Source organism: Sphingomonas sp. PL20, from assembly GCF_017875905.1.
Lineage (GTDB): Bacteria > Pseudomonadota > Alphaproteobacteria > Sphingomonadales > Sphingomonadaceae > Sphingomonas > Sphingomonas echinoides.
Window position 1 is genome coordinate 2,909,127 of sequence record NZ_JAGINH010000002.1, and the last position, 19,549, is coordinate 2,928,675.

The following is a 19,549-nucleotide window of genomic DNA, read 5'->3' on the forward strand; positions in this document are numbered from 1 at the left end:
CCCGTCGTCGCAACAATCAGCGGCTCAGGCGGCCTTTTTCTTCGGCGCGGCCTTGGGTGCAGGCTTCAGCACCGGCTGGCTCGGCGCGAGCGTGGCCGGGGCAGCAACCGGAGCAGGCGGCGGCGGTGGTGCATAGGCCGGGGGATTGTCCGCCGCGATATAGGCGTGGAGGATCCGCGACGGGTGGACCGGCGGCTCCCCGCGGGCAATCGCATCGACATAGTCCATGCCGGAGATCACGCGCCCGAAGACGGTGTATTTCTTGTCGAGCTTCATCGTCGGGTTGAACACGATGAAGAACTGGCTGTTGGCGCTATTTTCCGCCTTGGTCACTTCCTCGACGGTCGCACCCTCGGCCGATCCCTCGCGCGCCGCCGACACGGCACCGCGCACATGCGGCAGCCAGTTGAACTCGGCGGGCACGTTGGGCAGCGTCGATCCACCCGTGCCGTCGCCCTTAGGGTCGCCGGTCTGCGCCATGAAGCCTTCGATCACGCGGTGGAACAGCAGCCCATCATAGAAATGCTGGCGCGTCAGCGTCTTGACCCGCTCGACCATTTTCGGCGCGGCGTCGGGACGCAGCCAGATGACGACGCGACCGCCGGTCGACAGGTCGAGATACAGCAAATTCTCGGGGTCCGTCGCCGAGGGAATCGGCGGACGCCCGACCGTGGTAACGACGGCGCTCTTTGGATCCACCTTCTTTTTGGCAGCAAAAGCGGGCCCGGCGACGAACGCGAGGAGGAAGACCAGAAGGGTGGTAACGAAACGCATCATTTCCCCGCGAAAAACTCGGTGTGGACCCGCGCTTAGACCAAGTCGCCGCTTGCGCCAATCTGAACGTGGCGCGCGAAAGCGACCATATTAGGGCTGCGTGCCCTTGCGACCAATCTTATCGACCCGCGCCGCGACTTCCGCCGCCACGGCCGGGCTCACGAAACGATCGATCGGCCCGCCATAAAGCGCGATTTCCTTGACCAACCGGCTGGCGATCGGCTGCAACGAAACATCCGCCATCAGGAACACCGTCTCGACGCGCGGATTGATCTGCTGGTTCATCCCGGCCATCTGATATTCATATTCGAAATCAGCGACGGCACGTAGGCCGCGCACGATGACCTTCGCGCCCTCGCGCTCGGCGAAATCCATCAGCAGCGAATCGAAGCTGACGACGTGGATTTCGCCCGCCACCCCTTCGATCTCGCGCTGGACCATCGCCATGCGCTCCTCGATCGTGAACATCGGCGATTTGGACGGGTTGGTGGTGACGCCAATGACCAAGCGGTCGACCAGCTTCGCCCCGCGCCGGATGATGTCCATATGCCCAAGCGTCAGCGGATCGAAGCTGCCGGGATAGACCCCGGTGCGGATCGTCACCGGTCACGCTCGAGCGTGAAGCGGGCGATATCGCGCAGCAGATCGGCCTCGGGGCCAAAGGCGTGGAGGTGCTCGATCGCCTGATCGACCAGCATTCGCGCCTGTTCGCGGGCACGATCAAGACCGAGCAGCGACAGGAAGGTTTCCTTGCCAGCCCCTTCATCCTTGCCCAGCTTCTTGCCGACCGCAGCCTCATCCCCTTCGACGTCGAGGATGTCGTCGGCGATCTGGAAAGCGAGGCCGACATCCCGTGCATAGCCGCGCAAACCCGTGCGTCCTTCGGGCGGCACCTTGCCAAGGATCGCGCCCGCCTCGACCGAACAGGCTATCAGCGCGCCGGTCTTCAGCGCCTGAAGCCGCGTCACGGTCGGCAAGTCGAAGGTGGACTTCTCGGCCTCGAGGTCCATCGCCTGACCGCCGGCCATACCCGCCGGGCCCGCCGCGCGCGCCAGATCCAGCACCAGTTCGCTGCGCACGAACGGATCGGGATGCGTGTTCGGATCCGCCAGAATTTCAAAGGCGAGCGCATGCAGCGAATCACCCGCCAGAATCGCGGTTGCCTCGTCAAACGCCTTATGGACGGTCGGCTTGCCGCGCCGCATGTCGTCATCATCCATTGCGGGAAGATCGTCGTGGATCAACGAATAGACATGGATGCACTCGATCGCGGCACCCGCCCGACCGACCGCATCGCGATCGACGTTGAACAAACGCCCGGTCGCGAACACAAGCAGCGGGCGCAGGCGTTTGCCGCCACCAATCGCGGCATGGCGCATCGCGCGGTACAGATCCGCGCGCGGATCTTCCGGGATCGCCAGAAACTGATCGAGACGCCGATCGATATCGGCACCGACTTCGGACAAGGCCGCGGCAAGCGACAGGGACGCAGCGGTCATGCCCTCAACCCGCTGCAAAGGGCTGCGTGCCAACGGCACGCCCCTCGCTATCGGTGCGGATCGCTTCGATCCGGGCCTGGGCTGCGTTGAGCCGGTCATCGCACCGACGCCGGAGCTTGTCGCCGCGCTCATACAGCGCGATCGCCTGGTCGAGCGGCGCGTCGCCGCTCTCGAGCCTCGCCACGATCCCCTCCAATTCCTTCAACGCCGCTTCGAACGACAGCTCTTCGATCGCTATATCCATTTGTCAGCTATGCGGCAGGCGGGTGTTTGGGGTCAAGGATACGCTAGCGCTGCGGTGCGTTTGTCGTGCGATTCGCAATAAGGAACTTCCCTCATGTTCACCAGCATCGATCCGGCAACCGGCGCACCCGGCCAATCCTACCGGGAACTGACCGGCGACGAGATCGAAACCAGGCTCGCCCGGGCAAGCGCCGCTTTTCGCGATTGGCGGGTGACGGATTACGCCACGCGCACGGCCCTGCTCGAGCGAATCGCCGAGCAATTCGACGCCAACACGCACCGTCTTGCCGAGATCGCGACGCGCGAAATGGGCAAGACGCTGAAATCCGCCATCGCCGAAGTCGAAAAATGCGCGGCGGGTTTTCGTCATTACGCGCAGGAAGGCCCGGCGATGCTGGAGCCGCGCCAGTTCCAGGGCGCGACCGCAACCTGGCACCCGATGGGGCCGGTGCTGGCGGTGATGCCGTGGAATTTCCCGTATTGGCAAGTGGTGCGCTTCCTCGCGCCGACGATCATGGCGGGCAATGTCGGTTTGTTGAAGCACGCCTCCAACGTGCAGGGCGTCGCCGCCGCAATCGAGGAAATGGTGATCGCCGCCGGAGCCCCCGCCGGTCTGTTCCAGAACTTGCCGATCAAATCCGACAAGGTTGCCGCACTCATCGCCGACGACCGCATCGTTGCGGTCACGCTGACCGGCAGCGAGGGCGCGGGCATGAAGGTAGCCGAGGCGGCGGGCCGCGCGCTGAAGAAGGTCGTGCTCGAACTGGGTGGGTCGGACCCGTTCATTGTCATGCCCTCGGCCGATCTCGATCTCGCCGCCAAAACTGCAGTGACCGCGCGCATCCAGAATACCGGCCAGTCGTGCATTTGCGCCAAGCGCATGATCGTCCATGCCGATGTCTATGACGCGTTCCTGGAGAAATTCTCGGCCGGGATGCGGGCGGTGGTCGCTGGCGACCCGATGGACGCGGCAACCGACATGGGCCCCTTGTCGAGCGAGGCGCAGCTCCAAACCGTGCTGGACCAATTGCAGATGTTCCGCGAGGCGGGTGCCAAATTGCTGTTCGGCGGCGAACCCATGCCCGGCAAGGGGGCCTATCTGTCGGCGGGCATCCTGGTCGACGTGCCAGCCGATCATGCCGTTGCCCACGAGGAAGTGTTCGGCCCGGTGGCGATGCTGTTTAAGGCGGACGACATCGACGCCGCCATTGGGCTTGCCAATGCCGTGCCGTTCGGCCTCGGCTCCTCGGTGTGGACCAACGATCCGGCCGAGCGTGCCCGCTTTGAACGCGATATCGAGGCGGGGATGATCGCGGTCAACGCGATGCTCGCTTCCAAGCCCGATGCCCCCTTCGGCGGGATCAAGCGCTCGGGCCATGGGCGGGAACTCGGCCCCTATGGGCTGCACGAGTTCATGAATTTGAAGACGGTGATCGGCTAAGCGCCGCCGTCCACCTCCCCTCCCTGGAAGGGAGGGGAGCCTCCCTGGTCAGTCCAGCGTCAGCACGATCTTCCCGACATGGTCCCCCGCCTCCATCCGCGCGTGCGCGGCGGGAGCTTCCTCCAGGGAGAAGGTGCGGTCGATCACGGGCTTCAACCGGCCCGCTTCGACATGCGGCCACACGGTGCTGTGCAGTTCGTCCGCGACCAGGCTCTTGAACGCGGTATCGCGGGGACGCAGCGTCGATCCGGTCAGCGTTAGGCGGCGGCGCATGATGTCGAAGATCGGGATCGTCGCCATCAGCCCGCCCTGCACCGCGATCGACACATGGCGACCGTCCTCGGCCAGGCATTTGAGGTTGCGCGGCACATAATCGCCGCCCACCATATCGAGCACCGCCGCGCAGCCCTTGCCCCCAGTGATCTCGGCGACACGCTCGACGAAGTCCTCGGTCTTGTAATTGATCGCATGCGCCGCGCCGAGCGCGACCGCCGCCGCGCATTTGTCGTCCGAGCCAGCGGTGACGATCACCTCCAGCCCGAAGATCGCGCCCAAGGCGATCGCCATCGTGCCGATACCGCTGGTGCCGCCATGGACCAGCACGGTATCGCCCTCGGTCGCATATGCGCGCTCAAACAAATTGGTCCACACGGTGAACAATGTCTCCGGCAAGGCCGCCGCCTCAACCATCGACAGCGCGTTGGGCACCGGCAGCACTTGCCCCGCCGCGACCGCGACATATTCGGCATAGCCGCCGCCTGCCAGCAAAGCACACACCGGCTGACCGGTCATGTCGATCGCAACATCCGCCCCTTGCGCGACGATCGTGCCCGACACTTCCAGCCCCGGGATCGAGGGAGCGCCCGGCGGTGGCGCGTAACCGCCCTTGCGCTGCAGCACATCCGGCCGATTCACACCCGCCGCGACGACGCGGATCAACACTTCATCGGCCCGCGGCACCGGCACCGGGCGCTGCACCACGCGCAGCACCTCGGGCCCGCCCGGCACGTCCGGGTCGATCGCTCGCATCGTTGTCGGAATGCCGTCCATCGCTCGTGCGCCCTGTTTTGCTTTGCGCGCCTTATTGACATGGCGCGCCGCCGGGTCAACGATCCTGCCTATGGACCTCGACGAGATTCTCCCGAAACGCGCGGGCGATCCGCTCGCCGCGCTGATCGTACAGGACCTTGACCCGCTATCGGTCAAGGAACTGGAAGCGCGCATCGTGGCGCTGGAGACCGAAATCGCACGCACCCGAACAAAAATTCAACGCGCCGTTGACCACCGGACATCCGCGAACGACCTATTTAAGTCATAAGGGGTGTTGCCACGGAACCAAGGAAATGCCGTGGCGAGTTTCAAGTGCTTGATGCGGGCGTCCTGCCTTCCGACATAGCAGGAAAGGGCCGCCCGTCTTTCGTGGCCCGCATGGAGTAAGTACAGATGCCATCCTTCGCCTCCGCGCTGGAAACCACGCTGCACAAGGCCCTAGAGGCTGCGTCGTCGCGCCGGCACGAATATGCCACGCTCGAGCATTTGCTGCTCGCCCTGATCGACGACGAACATGCGTCGAAGGTGATGCAGTCCTGCGGCGTGGACACCGCTGAGCTGACTGCGACCGTCAAACATTATCTCGATACCGAACTTGAGGCGCTGAAGGTCGATGCCGCCACCGACCCCTCGCCCACCTCGGGCTTCCAGCGCGTCGTCCAGCGCGCGATCCTGCATGTGCAGTCCTCCGGCCGCGATGAAGTGACCGGCGCGAATGTGCTGGTCGCCTTGTTCAGCGAGCGCGAAAGCTACGCCGTCTATTTCCTGCAACAGCAGGATATGAGCCGTCTCGATGCGGTCAGCTTCATCAGCCACGGCGTCGGCAAGGGCACACCTGCACCGGAAGCCACCACGCCAAAGGGCGTCGATGAGGAAAAACCGCCAAAGCAGGGCGAAAAGGGCAAGAGCGAAAGCGCGCTCAAGCAATTCTGCGTCGATCTCAACGAGAAGGCCAAGAAGGGCAAGGTCGATCCGCTGATCGGGCGCGGGCCCGAGGTCGATCGCACCGTGCAGATCCTGTGCCGCCGTTCCAAGAACAACCCGCTTTATGTGGGCGATCCCGGCGTGGGCAAGACCGCGATTGCCGAGGGGCTGGCGCGCAAGATCGTCGAGGGCGAAGTGCCCGAGGTGCTGTTGCCCGCGGTCATCTATTCGCTCGACATGGGCGCGCTGCTCGCCGGCACGCGCTATCGCGGTGATTTTGAGGAGCGGCTGAAGGCCGTCGTCAACGAGCTTGAAAAGCTGCCGGACGCGATCCTGTTTATCGATGAGATCCACACCGTGATCGGCGCTGGTGCCACCAGCGGCGGCGCGATGGATGCGTCCAACCTGCTCAAGCCTGCTCTGTCGGGCGGGACGATCCGCTGCATCGGTTCGACGACGTATAAGGAGTTCCGCAACCATTTCGAGAAGGACCGCGCGTTGCTGCGGCGCTTCCAGAAGATCGACGTCAACGAGCCGACGATCGAGGATACCGTCAAGATCCTGACCGGGTTGCGTTCGGCGTTCGAGGAGCATCACAAGGTCAAATACACCCCCGACGCGATCAAGTCGGCGGTGGAATTGTCCGCGCGTTACATCAACGACCGGAAGCTGCCCGATAAGGCGATCGACGTGATCGACGAAGTCGGCGCGATGCAGATGCTGGTGCCGCTCGCCAAGCGCAAGAAGACCATCACCTCGCGTGAAATCGAGGCCGTGATCGCGACGATGGCGCGCATCCCGCCGAAATCGGTCTCGACCGACGATACGAAGGCGCTCGAATCGCTCGAGACCGATCTCAAGCGCGTGGTGTTCGGGCAGAATGCCGCGATCGAGAAGCTCGCCTCGGCGATCAAGCTCAGCCGGGCTGGCCTGCGCGATCCGGAAAAACCGATCGGCAACTATCTGTTCACCGGCCCAACCGGCGTCGGGAAGACCGAAGTCGCCAAGCAGCTCGCGCAGATCATGGGCATCCCGCTTCAGCGTTTCGACATGTCGGAATATATGGAACGCCACTCGGTCAGCCGACTGATCGGTGCGCCTCCCGGCTATGTCGGGTTCGACCAGGGCGGCCTGTTGACCGACGCAATCGACCAGCAGCCGCATTCGGTGTTGCTGCTCGACGAGATCGAGAAGGCGCATCCCGATCTGTTCAACATCCTGCTGCAGGTGATGGACAACGGACGCCTGACCGACCAGCACGGCAAGACGGTCGATTTCCGCAACGTCATCTTGATCATGACAACCAATGCGGGTGCCAGCGACATGGCGCGCGAAACGCTCGGCTTCGGCAACCTCACCCGTGAGGGCGAGGATGAGCAGGCGGTGCAGAAGATGTTCACGCCCGAGTTCCGCAACCGCTTGGATGCGATCGTGCCGTTCGGCTATCTGCCGACCGAAGTCGTGGCGCGCGTGGTGGACAAGTTCATCCTCCAGCTCGAACTGCAGTTGGCCGACCGCAACGTCCACATCAACCTCGACGACGAGGCCAAGACGTGGCTCACCGCCAAGGGCTATGACAAGCTCTACGGTGCCCGCCCGATGGGCCGCCTGATCCAGGAAAAGATCAAGCAACCGCTCGCCGAGGAACTGCTGTTCGGCAAGCTGGTGCACGGCGGCGAGGTGACGGTGAAGATGAAGGACGGCGCGCTGTCGTTCGAGATCACCGCCGCCCCGCCCAAGAAGCCGAAGAAAAAGGCCGCCGCCAAGATCGACAAGGACACGACCACGGCCAAATAAGCAAAACAGGCGGGTCGGCAGCGATGCCGGCCCGTTTTTCATGCGGATGCAACGCGCGCCGGATGCATCGTGCCAGCTCCAAAAGGCGGCATGGCAGCGCGATCGAATCGTCATCGCAACAATTTTTTGTCCTTTACGCTCTGTTTGGTTTCGCTGGCGTAGGAGGCGGGCATGTACCGCGTTCTTTTCGCCAGTGTCCTTGCAGTGATGGTGACGCTCTTCGCGTCGGCCGCGCATGCCGAACGACAGGGCGATGCGCTGCCGGTGTGCGTCACGCGCGCGCAACCCGGCATGACGCCGCATCGCCTCCTTGCCGGACCAGCCGTCTTCGATTGTGCGTCCTCGCAAGGCGCTCTGCCCGGCGGCGACTATTGGGCGATCTCGCCGCTGGTCCGCCGCACTGGGCCGCTCGCACTCCAGGTTGCCAGCCTTTGGCAAGACCGCATCACCTTTTACGCGCTCTATGCCGATGGAAAGATCGTATCGTCTTCGCTCGACCAGCATGGCGCGGCACGGCACCTGCAGCTCGGTGCCATCATCGAGCAGCGCTTGCCCGAGCGCGCCGCGCCGCTGGTGCGGTTGCTGTGGCACATTGAGGGGACGGGCAATCTGCGCGGGATCTTGCGCAATGCGCGCATCGTTACCCCGCAAGAAAGCATCAGCGCGAATTTGAAGATGGCAGCGCTCTACGGCGGCTTTGCCGGTCTCTGCATCGCGCTGTTGACCTACAATCTGGCGCTGTGGGTGGCGCTTCGTTACCGATTTCAGCTCGTTTATTGCGTGATGGTGGCGGCGTTGCTGCTATATGCCCTGTCCTCCTCGGGGGCGCTGGCATGGGCGTGGCCCGACCTCGCCAATAACGACCGGATCCGCATAAACTATGTGACGCTGGGGATCGCGGCGGTTGCTGCGTTCGCTTTTGCGCGCGCGTTTTTCGAGCCGTCCGTGTTTGAGAGACATCTCGGGCGGTTGGCGACGGTCGCATCTGGCGTAATGCTGCTTGCGACACTGGCCTTCGCCGTGTTTTCGCCGATCGCCCCACATCTGGCGGACCGCGCGTATATGTATGCGTTTCTGGTCCAAATGTCGGTTGCCGGACCGCTTTTGTGGCGAGCCTGGCGCGTGCGCAGCGACTATCTTGGAATGTTCGTCATGGCGTGGGGCGCACCGATCGCCCTGGCCTGCCTGCGGGCGTTCAGTTCGCTCGGGCTGATCGGCTGGAGCTTCTGGCTCGACAATTCGACGCTTGCTTCGATGACGGTGGAGGCGCTTCTGTCGAGCATTGCCGTTGCCTATCGCATCCGCGTGCTCAGCCGCGAACGCGACCTCGCGCGCGAACGCGAAATCGCCGCGCTTCTGCTCGCCGATACGGATTCGCTGACGGGATTGCTGAACCGCCGTGCCTTCCTGAAGGAAGTGATCGGACGGTCGGGCGAACAGACCTTGCTGATCGCCGATCTCGACCATTTCAAACGCGTCAACGAAACGATCGGCCATGATGGCGGCGATGAAGTATTGCGGGTCTTCGCCCGGACGCTGCGCGAATCCGTCCCACCGGAGGCGCTGGTCGCGCGGATCGGCGGCGAGGAGTTTGCGATCGTTGCCCCCGCAGACATCGCGATCGAACCGCGCGCGATATTGGAGAAACTGCGCGCCGGGCGCATGCCCTATGATGTTACCGTGACCGCAAGTATCGGCACCTGCACCGGGCCGCTTTTGCGCGAAGTCGACTGGAAGGCGCTCTATGCCTGTGCCGATCGCGCACTGTTCGAGGCAAAGTCCGCCGGGCGGGACCGCGTGCGCGGACGCGACTTGCCTGATCGCTGGGCGGCCTGAGTCGTCAGGCCAACATTCTTGCTCCGAATCGGAATTACGGATAGAATTGCGCGGCAACAGGGGCTCAGCATGCGCAATCGCCGCATCACGATCGGAATCGTCGCAGCCCTCGCGCTGATCGCGATCGTGCGCCATCCGAGCGCCGACATTCAGATTTTAACGCATGACGCTACGGATCATGCGCCGCATCAGGTAAAGGCGGCCCTGGACCTTGGGCTAGTGGCCATATCGGTGCTCGTGACCTGGACAGGAACGCATATTTCCTGACGCTTGCGGCGCACGAAAAGGCTGCTTACACCCCTGTCAATGATCTCCGCTGAAGCCGCCTGGCACCAATCCTACCGTCATCCAACCCCTTGGGAGAGCACCTTTCCTGCGCTCTCGATGGTGGAATTGTTCGAGCGCTCGGCGCAGGCGGCGGGCAAGGCTCCGCTGATCGATTTCCTCGGCCGGCACTTCAGTTATGCCGAGACGCTGGACGGGGCCAACCGCGTTGCGGCGGGCCTGCAAGCCTTGGGATATGGTCCGGGGGACCGGATCGGCCTGTTCCTGCCCAACGTGCCGCACTATCTCGCCGCCTATTACGGCATTCTCAAGATCGGGGCGACCGTCGTCAATTTCTCGCCGCTTTATACGGTGGCGGAGTTGGAGCATCAGGTCGCGGATTCGGGAACGCGCGTGCTGTTCACGCTTTCGGCCAGCGCGCTGCTGCCGACCGCGCTCAAGGTGCTCGACGGAAGCGGTCTGGAGCGCTTGATCGTCGGATCGATCGCCGGGGCGCTGCCGAGCGCGAAATCGATTCTGTATCGCCTGTTCAAGCGCGCCGAAGTCACGCCGCGCCCGCACGACCCGCGCGTCATCGCCTTTTCGCAGCTCATCGCCAATGATGGGCGGCACACACCTGCGACGATCGACCCCGAACGCGACGTTGCGCTGATCCAATATACCGGCGGCACCACCGGCGTGCCCAAGGGTGCCGCGCTGACGCACCAAAATCTGTCGGCCAATGCCCGGCAAGTGATGGGGATCGACCCGCACCCCGGCCCGCCCGACCGCATCCTCGGCGTGTTGCCGCTGTTCCACGTCTTCGCCAATACCTGCGTGCTCAACCGCACCGTGCTCAACGGCGGCTGCATCGTGATGCTGCCCCGCTTCGAGGCGGGGGCGGTGCTGGCCGCAATCGGCCGTACCAAGGCGACCGCCCTGCCCGGCGTGCCGACCATGTATCAGGCGCTGCTCGACCATCCCAAGATCACCAGCACCGATTTCTCGTCGCTGCGCATCTGCATTTCCGGTGGCGCGCCGCTCGCCGCCGAATTGAAGGCCAAGTTCGAGAAGGTCACCGGGGCCGCCGTGGTTGAAGGCTATGGGCTGTCGGAAAGCTCGGGCGTGCTGTCGGCCAACCCGTATGAGGGCGAAGGCAAGACCGGGACGATCGGCCAACCCATTCCCGGCACGCGCCTGCGGCTGGTCGACAAGGCCGATCCGACGCAGGACCCGCCTGCGGGCGAGCCTGGCGAAATCGTCGCGATGGGCCCGCAAATCATGCAGGGCTATTGGCACCGCCCGGATGCCGATGCCGAGGTGTTCCTGACGACCGACGAAGGCCGCTGGCTGCGCACCGGCGATGTCGGCACGATCGATGCCGACGGGTTCGTGCGGATCGTCGATCGGCTGAAGGACATGATCGCGGTGTCGGGGTTCAAGGTCTTCCCCAGCCAGATCGAGGCGGTGCTGCATCATCACCCGGCGGTGAAGGAAGCGATGGTGATCGGCCTGCCCGATCCCTATCGCGGCGAGCAGCCGCGCGCCTATGTCACGCTGAACGATGGGGCCGATGTTACGCCGGAGGCGCTGCGCGACTGGCTCAATCCGCAGCTTGGCCGCCATGAGCGCGTCGACGCCGTCGTGATCCGCCTGACCATGCCAAAGACGATGATCGGCAAGCTCAGCCGCAAGGATTTGATTGCCGAGGTGAAGGCGGAGAGCGGCACCGCTCCTCCCGCATAAAGCGAACTGGCCCGAATGGATCGGAACCCCTAAAGACCGTTGGAGACGATCCAAGGGGCACGCGGGCAATGGCCAATCTGATCCTCCACGAAGATCCCGTTTCGGGGAATTGCTACAAAATCCGCCTGACGGCGGCGCATGTCGGCATTCCGCTCGAACGGCGCAGTTACGACATTCAAAAGGGCGAAACGCGCACCGCCGCTTTTCTTGACGGCGTAAACCCCAATGGCCGCATTCCGGTGCTGCAGATTGGCGACGATTTTCTGCCGGAAAGCGGGGCCGCCTGTCTGTATCTCGCCGATGGATCGGCGTTGATCCCGCACGACCGTTTCGACCGCGCCGACATGCTGCACTGGATGTTTTGGGAACAATATAATCACGAGCCCAATGTCGCGACACTGCGCTTCTGGCGCGCTTTTATCGGCGAAGACCGGCTGACCGATTTCCAGCGCACGCTCATCCCCGGCAAACAGGCGGCGGGCGAAGCCGCGCTGGCGCTGATGGACGCGCACCTTGCGCAAACGCCCTTCCTCGCGGCCGGGCGCTTCACCGTCGCCGACATTGCACTCTACGCTTATACGCATGTGGCCGAGGACGGGGGCTTCGTTCTAAACCGCTATCCAGCGGTCACCGCATGGCTCGCCCGCGTTGCGGAACAACCCGGGCACGTGCCCATGTGACAGTTGCGTGAAGGTCCACGATTCCGATTGTAACATTCCGTCGCCATAGCTGGAGATCAGCCAAAGGTTTCGCGAAGGTTTCGACGCTATGGACGCTGTGACCAAGATTGCCATGGACGGTCTTTCGGGCGGGACGATTGCCGATTTTGCGGACTTCGCCAACTCGCACCCCGCCATTCCCGAACGCGCAACGAGCGAACGCCGCCGTTATCGCACGATCTGGATTTCCGACATCCACCTCGGCACGCGCGGCTGCAACGCCGATATGCTCATCGATTTTCTCGACCATGTCGACAGCGAGCGGATGTATCTGGTTGGCGACATTATCGATGGCTGGCGGCTGAAGAAGCGGTTCTACTGGCCCGCCGCGCATAACGATGTGGTGTGGCGGCTGCTGAAGCGCGCCAAGCGCGGCACCGAAGTGATCTACATCCCCGGCAACCATGACGAGGTGATGCGCCAGTTCACCGGGCTCGATTTCGGCGGCGTCGCGATCCGCCGCAAGGCGATCCATGAAACCGCCGACGGTCGCCGTTTGTTGGTGCTGCATGGCGACGAATTCGACGCAATCACGCTGGCGCATCGCTGGCTGGCGCATGTCGGCGATGTGGCGTATGAATTCATGATGGCTCTCAACCGCTGGGTGAATGCGTATCGTCGCTTCTTCAACTTGCCGTATTGGTCGCTGTCCAAGCACGCCAAGGCCAAGGTGAAGAACGCCGTGCAGTTCATCTCCAACTTCGAAGAGATCGTCGCGCAGGCCGCCGGTTCGCGCGGCGTTGATGGCGTGGTCTGCGGCCACATTCACACCGCCGAATTCCGCGATATCAACGGAATTGAATATTATAACGACGGTGACTGGGTGGAGGGTTGCACCGCCTTGGTCGAACATTTCGACGGACGGATGGAGCTGCTCCACTGGGCCGACGAAATCGCCGCGCGGGCAAAAGCCCGGTCCGTGGCGAAGATCGAGATGATGGCGGCCTGACCGGCGTGCGCATCGCGATCGCCACTGATGCGTGGAGCCCCCAGGTCAATGGAGTCGTGCGCACGCTGCAGGCCGTGCGCAGGGAATTGGAACGCCAGGGGCATGAAGTCCTGATCGTCTCGCCCGATCTGTTTTATTCACTGCCCTGCCCGACCTATCCCGAGATTCGCCTGGCCTTTGCCAGCACCGCCACGGTCGGCAAGATGCTTGCCGACTTTGCACCCAATGCAATCCATCTGGCGACCGAGGGGCCAGTCTGCCTGGCGGCGCGGCGCTGGTGCCTGACGCGCGGCTTTCCCTTCACCACCGCCTATCACACGCAATTCCCCGATTACGTTTCGGCGCGCACCGGCGTGAACCCGGAATGGGTGTGGCGCTATATTCGCTGGTTCCATTGGCCCGCCCAATCGATCCTCGCCTCGACCCCGTCGATCGCGGCGACGCTGAAGTCGCACGACCTCACCAAGATCCGGCATTGGGGGCGCGGCGTCGATCTGTCGATCTTCGGGCCGCACCTGGCCCCCTTGCCCGCGATCAAGGCGCTGAAGGATGCGGGCAAGGGACCGATCCAGCTTTATGTCGGTCGCGTCGCGATCGAGAAGAATATCGAGGCGTTTTTGACCTCGAGCCATCCCGGCACCAAGGTGGTGGTGGGCGACGGCCCGGCGCGCGCCGCGCTGACCGCCCGCTTCCCCGATGCGCATTTCCTGGGGCCGTTGTTCGGCGGCGATCTGGCCGCCGCTTATGCGTCGGCCGACGTCTTCGTCTTCCCCAGCCGCACCGACACGTTCGGGCTGGTGATGATTGAGGCGCTGGCGTGCGGCACGCCCGTCGCCGCATTCCCGGTGACGGGGCCGGTCGATGTGCTCAACCCTGCAGTCGGCGTCATGGATGAAAATCTCGATACCGCGATCGCCACCGCACTGACGCTCGATCGCACTGCCTGTGCAGCCTATGGCCAGACCTTTACCTGGGAAGCGAGCGCCCGGCAATTTCTCGGGGCCTTGGTGCCGGTCGATCATCCCGAGGCGATTGCAGCTTAAGGAGGAAAGCGACACGCTTGCCCTCCCCTCACAACCGCTCTACACTGGCGGGCAGAATAAGTGGCCGCTCCGAAAGGGGCGGCCCTTTCCGTTTTTAAGGAGTTCCCCGTGGCCCAGCCGCTCATGCCGCACGCGACCGCGTCCTGGCTCGTCGACAATACATCGCTCAGCTTTGAGCAAATCGCCGAATTTTGCGGCCTGCATATCCTGGAAATCCAGGCGATCGCCGATGATACCGCCGCGACCAAGCTGACCGGGCGCGACCCGATCCGCGCGCACGAACTGACCCAGGTCGAAATCGACAAGGGGCAAGCGAACCCCGATTATCGCCTGCAGATCTTGAAGGGGCCCGAGCAGGTCCGCCGCACCAAGGGGCCGCGCTACACGCCGGTGTCGAAGCGGTCGGACAAGCCCGACGGCATTGCCTGGGTGATCCGCAACCACCCCGAAATCAGCGACGGCGCGATCAGCAATCTGATCGGCACGACGCGCACCACCATCGCCGCGATCCGCGACCGCAGCCACTGGAACATCGCCAACATTACGCCGAAGGACCCGGTGACGCTCGGCCTGACCACGCAGCGCGAGCTCGACGCGGCTGTGTCCAAGGCGGCCAAGGCGGCTGGGCTCGAAGCCCCGGTCGATACCCGACTGGAAGGCGACCGCGAGGCCCTGATCACCGAGCTTCGCGCGCAGCGCGACCAGCTTTCGCGCGACGCCGAAGCGGCTGAGCATGGCGAAACCGCCAAGCCCGCCGAGCCCACTGCCGAGACGCTGTTCAAGCGCTGAACAAGGACTGACGCCCTCCCCTCCCTGCAAGGGAGGGGTTGGGGGTGGGTTGGTATGAGGCGGGTGCCGCGTTCGACAACGAACCGACCCACCCCCAGCCCCTCCCTTCCAGGGAGGGGAGCACGACATGACTGACCGACCCCGTTTCGCCTTCACCATCCACGCCACCGACGGCAAAGCCCGCACCGGTGAAATCGCGATGCGCCGGGGCACGATCCGCACCCCCGCCTTCATGCCGGTCGGCACCGCCGCCACCGTGAAGGGCGTAAAGCCCGCCGACGTGCGCGCGGCGGGTGCCGACATCATCCTTGGCAACACCTATCATCTGATGCTCCGCCCCGGTGCCGAACGCGTCGCGCGGCTCGGTGGGCTGCACGGCTTTATGGGCTGGGATCGACCGATCCTGACCGACAGCGGCGGCTATCAGGTGATGAGCCTCAGCGACCTGACCAAGCGCGACGAGAATGGCGTGACCTTCAAGTCGCATCTCGACGGCACGCGCCACACGCTCAGCCCCGAACGCTCGATCGAGATTCAGCGCCTGCTCGGCTCGGACATCGTAATGGCGTTTGACGAACTGGTGCCGACCACCTCGCCCCCCGAAGTGCAATCCGCCGCAATGGCGCGCTCGATGCGCTGGGCCAAGCGCAGCCGCGATGCCTTCGACAGCGGCGGTGCGCATGCCGAAAACGCCGCGATCTTCGGCATCCAGCAGGGCGCACTCGACCAGACGCTGCGCGGCGACAGCGCCGCCGCGCTGATCGACATCGGCTTTGATGGCTATGCCGTCGGTGGGCTTGCCGTCGGCGAAGGCCAGGAGGCGATGTTCGGCTGCCTCGATTTCGCGCCCGGCCAATTGCCCGTCGACAAGCCGCGCTATCTGATGGGCGTGGGCAAGCCGACCGATATTGTCGGCGCGGTCGAACGCGGGATCGACATGTTCGATTGCGTGCTGCCGACGCGCTCGGGCCGCACCGGCCAGGCCTTTACGCGCAGCGGCCCGCTCAACATCCGCAACGCGAAGTTTGCCGAAGACACCGGCCCGCTCGACCCGACCTGCGCCTGCCCGGTGTGCGCGACCTGGAGCCGCGCCTATCTGCATCATCTGGTGCGATCGGGTGAGATGCTCGGCGCGATGTTGATGACAGAGCACAACCTTTGGTTCTATCAAGCGCTGATGGCCGATCTGCGCCGAGCGATTGCCGAAGGACGGCTCAAATCCTTCGCCGATACGTTCCGACACGAGTATCGAAGCCAAAGCGAGAGGGACCAATGAGCGAAATCAACGAAATCGAAGCCGCCGCCCGCGACCATAAGCGCGTGCGCGATGCGGCTGAAGCCAAGTCGGAAAAAGGCGGCAATTGGCCCCTCACCCCGATTGCGATCGGCGTTGGTGTCGGGTCCGCGGCATTGGCGGCGGTGTTGCTCTACGTGAACCGCGATCGCAAGAAGTAAAGGGGCGGTCTCGCGCCCGCGCCGAGAGCGCGGGAATACGAGCAAAGTGTGCCATCCGATTGACACAGCGCCGGGTCGCGCGACACAGTGGCGGCACCCGGCATCCTCTTGTCTCTCGGAGTTTCCCAAATGCGCTTGTTCCGTGCCGCCCTCTTAGTGGGTGCCGCCCTGCTGCCGCTGACATCCGTCGCCGCCAAGCCTACGCCCCCCGCATCCGCCCCCGCGATCAAGCCGATCGCCTTTACCGAACGCACGCTCGCCAATGGCCTGCGCGTCTATGCCATCCGCGATACCTCGACGCCGAATGTCTCGGTGCAAGTCTGGTACGATGTCGGCTCGAAGGATGATCCGGCCGGTCGCTCGGGCTTTGCGCACATGTTCGAACATCTCATGTTCAAGGCGACGCGCAATCTGGTGTCGGAACAGATGGACCGACTGACCGAGGATGTCGGCGGCAACAACAACGCCTCGACCAATGACGATTACACCGAATATCACGAGACGATCCCGGCCAACCACCTGCAGCGCCTGCTGTTCGCCGAGGCCGACCGCATGGCCGCACTCGTCGTCGAGCCGAAGAGCTTCGCCTCCGAACGCGACGTGGTGAAGGAGGAATTGCGTCAGAACACCAATGCGCGGCCTTACGGCAAGCTGTTCTCGCTCTATTTCCCGGCGATTTCGTACACCCGCCACCCTTATGCGCGCGGCACGATCGGCAGCCTCGACAACCTCCAAAGCGCGCAGATCGATGACGTGCGCGCGTTCCACGCGACCTATTACCGGCCCGACAATGCCGTGCTGGCGGTATCGGGCAATTTCGATCCCCAGCAGCTCGACGCGTGGGTCGACCAGTATTTCGCCGGGATCAAGCGCCCGACCACGCCGATCCCGCGTGTGACCGTGACCGAGCCCGAGCGCACCACGGCCACGCATTATGTCGTGCGGGAGGCCAATACCCCACTGCCCGCCGTGATGATCAGCTACCCGATCCCCGCCGACAACGATCCCGACAATGCCGCGCTGACGGTGCTCAACGCGGTCCTGTCGCAAGGTGAAAGCTCGCGGCTGTACGAGACTTTGGTCTATCGCGACCAGCTCGCGCAGAGCGCCGAAAGCGTGCTCGATTCCAAGCAGGGTCCGGGCAATCTCGCCGTGTTCGCGATCCTGGCCGGAGGCAAGAAGGCGGAGGACGGCGAAACGGCATTGCGCCGCGAAGTCGCCCGTTTGCGCGATACGCCGGTCAGCGCGGCTGAGCTGGCCGAGGCCAAGAACGAGATCCTCACCGCCGCGCTTGAATCGCGCGAGACCGCCGAGGGCAAGGGGCGCACGATCGCCTCCTCGGTGATCATCGATCGCGACCCGCACGCCGCCGATCGCCAACTCGCCGCGATCAGCAAGGTGACCGCTGCCGATATCCAGCGCGTCGCCGCCAAATATCTGCGCGACGAGCGCTCGGCGACGATCCAGTATCTGCCCGAAGACAAGACCATCGCTGCGCCGCAGAACGACCGGATCGAAGTGGCTGACAGCGTCGTGGTCAAACCGCTGGTCGTGCCCGGCACGGTCGCGGTCGTAACACCCGCGAGCGCGGCCGAGCGGATCGCCCCGCCGCCCGCAGGCCCCGCCATCCCGGCGAGCGCGCCCGCCCCGCAGGAGTTCAAGCTCGCCAACGGGCTGCGCGTCGTGCTGGTCGAGAAGCACGACCTGCCGCTGCTAAGCGCCGTGCTGATCGCACAAGGCGGCGGTGCGCTGGACCCCGCCGACCGGGCGGGATTGGGCAGCCTCACCGCTGACCTGTTGACCAAGGGCACCAAGACGCGCTCGGCCACCGAAATCGCGCGGCAAATCGAATCGCTCGGCGGGTCGATTTCGAGCGATGCGAGCTTCGACGGATCGAGCGTGACAGTAACCGTGAAATCCGATCAGGCCGTCCCCGCGCTCGCCATCCTGGCCGATGTTACACGCAATCCGGTTTTCGCATCCGAGGAAATCGAACGGGCACGGGCGCAGGCGATTGACGGTGTGCAGGTCGCGATCAAGAATCCGAGCCAGCTGGCCGGACTCGTCGCCGCGCGCGCGGCGCTGGGCGATACCGAATATGGCCATCCACTGTCGGGCACGCCAAGCTCGCTCAAGGCGATCAGCCAGGCCGACATCCGCCGCGCCTATGCTGCGGCCTGGACGCCGGGGCAAAGCACGCTGGTGCTGGTCGGGGACGTAACCCCGGCGCAGGCGAAGACCCTGGCGGAGAGCAATTTCGCCAATTGGACCGCGCCCGCCGCGCAGCCAAAAGCGACCACGGCGGTCGCCACCTACCCCAAACCGCGCGTGATCGTGGTCGACATGCCGGGTTCGGGCCAAGCAGGCGTCGTGGTCTCCCGCCCCGGCATCGCGCGCAGCGATGCGGCGTATTACCCGGCGGCGGTCGCCAATACGGTGCTGGGTGGCGGGTTCTCGTCACGGCTCAACCAGGAAATCCGCATCAAGCGCGGGCTGGCCTATGGCGCGGGCAGCAGCTTGCAAGTCGGCCGCGCCCCCGGCGCGATTACCGCGCGCACCTCGACCAAGAACCCCAGCGCGCCGGAGACGGTGTCGATCATTTTCGCCGAAATGAAGCGGCTGGGTGCCGAACCCGTCACCGCTGCCGAACTTGAAACCCGCAAGGCGGTGCTCGTCGGCAATTTCGGGCGCGCGACCGAGACCACTGGCGGGATTGCCGGGACGATCGGCAGCTATACCGTGCAGGGCGTGCCGCTGAGCGAGCTGGGACACTATACCCAGCGCGTCGCGGCGGTTGATCCGGCAGCGGTGCAGGCCGCAGCGGCAAAGCTGCTCGACCCGAGCGTGGCGAGCGTCGTCGTGGTGGGCGATGCCAAGCTGTTCCTGCCCGAATTGCGCAAGACCTATCCCGACGCTGAGGTAATCCCGGCGGATGCGCTGAAGCTCGACAGCGCTTCGCTCAAATAAGGCCGACGCGGCGAAACCCTTGCATTAACCAACAAGTGTTTCGCCGCGGGACG

General features: G+C 64.4%; 18 protein-coding genes. 13 read left to right on the forward strand and 5 right to left on the reverse strand.

Annotated elements, in window-relative coordinates:
* Nucleotides 1–24: 24 nt before the first annotated feature.
* The 4 genes from H4W01_RS13660 to H4W01_RS13675 form a co-directional block, all read right to left on the reverse strand.
* Nucleotides 25–774 carry a peptidylprolyl isomerase gene (locus H4W01_RS13660; RefSeq protein WP_334685273.1) on the reverse strand — a complete coding sequence of 250 codons (750 nt, stop codon included), beginning with the start codon at nt 772–774 and terminating at the stop codon, nt 25–27.
* Between the two features lie 90 nt (nt 775–864).
* A complete protein-coding gene (gene coaD, locus H4W01_RS13665; RefSeq protein WP_209613372.1) occupies nt 865–1,371 on the reverse strand; it encodes a pantetheine-phosphate adenylyltransferase in 507 nt (168 codons plus the stop codon).
* A gap of 2 nt (nt 1,372–1,373) precedes the next feature.
* Nucleotides 1,374–2,273 (reverse strand): polyprenyl synthetase family protein, encoded by a 900-nt coding sequence (locus tag H4W01_RS13670; protein ID WP_010404170.1) that lies wholly within the window; start codon nt 2,271–2,273, stop codon nt 1,374–1,376.
* Between the two features lie 4 nt (nt 2,274–2,277).
* The gene (locus H4W01_RS13675; protein WP_209611671.1) at nt 2,278–2,517 is read right to left on the reverse strand and encodes an exodeoxyribonuclease VII small subunit; all 240 of its coding nucleotides are present in this window, start codon (nt 2,515–2,517) and stop codon (nt 2,278–2,280) included.
* 93 nt (nt 2,518–2,610) lie between these two features.
* On the opposite strand from H4W01_RS13675, the gene H4W01_RS13680 reads away from it, so the two are divergent.
* Nucleotides 2,611–3,957 carry an NAD-dependent succinate-semialdehyde dehydrogenase gene (locus tag H4W01_RS13680; RefSeq protein WP_209611673.1) on the forward strand — a complete coding sequence of 449 codons (1,347 nt, stop codon included), beginning with the start codon at nt 2,611–2,613 and terminating at the stop codon, nt 3,955–3,957.
* 48 nt (nt 3,958–4,005) lie between these two features.
* Here the strand turns inward: H4W01_RS13680 and H4W01_RS13685 are convergent, their stop codons facing one another.
* A complete protein-coding gene (locus tag H4W01_RS13685; protein WP_209611675.1) occupies nt 4,006–5,007 on the reverse strand; it encodes an NAD(P)H-quinone oxidoreductase in 1,002 nt (333 codons plus the stop codon).
* 70 nt (nt 5,008–5,077) lie between these two features.
* Here H4W01_RS13685 and H4W01_RS13690 point away from each other — a divergent pair, with 70 nt between their 5' ends.
* The 12 genes from H4W01_RS13690 (at nt 5,078) to H4W01_RS13745 (ending at nt 19,496) form a co-directional block, all read left to right on the forward strand.
* Nucleotides 5,078–5,275 (forward strand): DUF1192 domain-containing protein, encoded by a 198-nt coding sequence (locus H4W01_RS13690; protein ID WP_010404179.1) that lies wholly within the window; start codon nt 5,078–5,080, stop codon nt 5,273–5,275.
* Nucleotides 5,276–5,400: 125 nt separating this feature from the next.
* Nucleotides 5,401–7,728: an ATP-dependent Clp protease ATP-binding subunit ClpA gene (gene clpA / locus H4W01_RS13695; protein WP_010404180.1), complete on the forward strand. Its 2,328-nt coding sequence runs from the start codon at nt 5,401–5,403 to the stop codon at nt 7,726–7,728.
* 171 nt (nt 7,729–7,899) lie between these two features.
* On the forward strand, nt 7,900–9,564 hold the full coding sequence (locus tag H4W01_RS13700) for a GGDEF domain-containing protein (protein ID WP_209611677.1): 1,665 nt from the start codon (nt 7,900–7,902) through the stop codon (nt 9,562–9,564).
* A gap of 69 nt (nt 9,565–9,633) precedes the next feature.
* A complete protein-coding gene (locus tag H4W01_RS13705) occupies nt 9,634–9,831 on the forward strand; it encodes a hypothetical protein (RefSeq protein ID WP_010404184.1) in 198 nt (65 codons plus the stop codon).
* A 39-nt stretch (nt 9,832–9,870) separates the two neighbouring features.
* Entirely contained in the window at nt 9,871–11,574 is a 1,704-nt protein-coding gene (locus H4W01_RS13710) for a long-chain-fatty-acid--CoA ligase (protein WP_209611679.1), read from the forward strand.
* A gap of 68 nt (nt 11,575–11,642) precedes the next feature.
* Nucleotides 11,643–12,254: a glutathione S-transferase family protein gene (locus H4W01_RS13715; protein WP_010404188.1), complete on the forward strand. Its 612-nt coding sequence runs from the start codon at nt 11,643–11,645 to the stop codon at nt 12,252–12,254.
* A gap of 88 nt (nt 12,255–12,342) precedes the next feature.
* Nucleotides 12,343–13,242 carry a UDP-2,3-diacylglucosamine diphosphatase gene (locus H4W01_RS13720; RefSeq protein WP_010404191.1) on the forward strand — a complete coding sequence of 300 codons (900 nt, stop codon included), beginning with the start codon at nt 12,343–12,345 and terminating at the stop codon, nt 13,240–13,242.
* A gap of 5 nt (nt 13,243–13,247) precedes the next feature.
* Nucleotides 13,248–14,285: a glycosyltransferase family 4 protein gene (locus H4W01_RS13725; RefSeq protein WP_209611681.1), complete on the forward strand. Its 1,038-nt coding sequence runs from the start codon at nt 13,248–13,250 to the stop codon at nt 14,283–14,285.
* A 108-nt stretch (nt 14,286–14,393) separates the two neighbouring features.
* Nucleotides 14,394–15,074 carry a DUF1013 domain-containing protein gene (locus H4W01_RS13730; RefSeq protein WP_029622492.1) on the forward strand — a complete coding sequence of 227 codons (681 nt, stop codon included), beginning with the start codon at nt 14,394–14,396 and terminating at the stop codon, nt 15,072–15,074.
* Nucleotides 15,075–15,201: 127 nt separating this feature from the next.
* Nucleotides 15,202–16,350 (forward strand): tRNA guanosine(34) transglycosylase Tgt, encoded by a 1,149-nt coding sequence (gene tgt / locus H4W01_RS13735; protein WP_209611683.1) that lies wholly within the window; start codon nt 15,202–15,204, stop codon nt 16,348–16,350.
* Nucleotides 16,347–16,529 (forward strand): hypothetical protein, encoded by a 183-nt coding sequence (locus H4W01_RS13740; protein ID WP_209611685.1) that lies wholly within the window; start codon nt 16,347–16,349, stop codon nt 16,527–16,529. The genes tgt and H4W01_RS13740 overlap by 4 nt, the downstream gene beginning before the upstream one ends.
* 129 nt (nt 16,530–16,658) lie before the next feature.
* Nucleotides 16,659–19,496, forward strand: coding sequence for a M16 family metallopeptidase (locus H4W01_RS13745; protein ID WP_209611686.1), 2,838 nt, complete (start codon nt 16,659–16,661; stop codon nt 19,494–19,496).
* Nucleotides 19,497–19,549 lie beyond the last annotated feature (53 nt).